This window comes from Cysteiniphilum halobium (assembly GCF_003574425.1).
Taxonomy (GTDB): domain Bacteria; phylum Pseudomonadota; class Gammaproteobacteria; order Francisellales; family Francisellaceae; genus Caedibacter; species Caedibacter halobius.
In genome coordinates this window covers 1-506 of sequence record NZ_QLIU01000149.1, presented here as the reverse complement: position 1 = coordinate 506, position 506 = coordinate 1, and the positions used below count along the sequence as shown (strand labels likewise).

Sequence of the window (506 nt, the reverse complement as noted above, 5' to 3'; positions counted from 1 at the left end):
AAGAAAAAGAAAAAAAGAGAGAAAAGGAGAGAAAAGAAGAAGAGAAGGAGAAAGGGAGAAAAGAAAAAGAAGAAAAAGAAAGAAAGAAGGAAAGAGGGAGGGAGAAAAAGAAGAGGAAGAAGAGGGAAGGAAAAGAAGAAAAGAGAGGAAAGAGAAAAAAAAAAAAAAAAAAGGGAAAAAGGAAGGGAGAAAGGAAAAAAAGGAAATAAAAGAAGAGAAAAAAAAAAAAAAGAGGAGAGAGAGGAGAAAAAAGAGAAGGAAGTAGGATATGTTTTGTAAAGGAGAAGAAGGAATAAGAGATAAGAAGTGGTGACTGGAGTTAAGAAGGGTGCTCTTACGAAGTCTGGTGTTGTATGATATTTGGGATCAATTGAAACAGCACTAGTGTATCTTTTCAGGTTTATGGGGTGTGATAAAGTCAGTGCGAGTACTGCAGGACTTGTAACAGCAGCGATGCCGATCTCGACATTAGCATTTTCATTTATTTTCTTAGGCGAACACATCAC

Annotated in this window: 2 protein-coding genes; both read left to right on the top strand. The window is 36.2% G+C overall.

What is annotated here, in order from left to right; all coding sequences use genetic code 11:
* Positions 1-279: hypothetical protein (locus tag DNK85_RS11380; RefSeq protein ID WP_208123208.1), on the top strand; the 279-nt coding region annotated here is incomplete at its 5' end.
* Positions 280-360: 81 nt separating this feature from the next.
* Positions 361-506, top strand: a 146-nt coding sequence (locus DNK85_RS12600) for an EamA family transporter (protein WP_208123209.1), incomplete at its 3' end; no start/stop codon positions are given.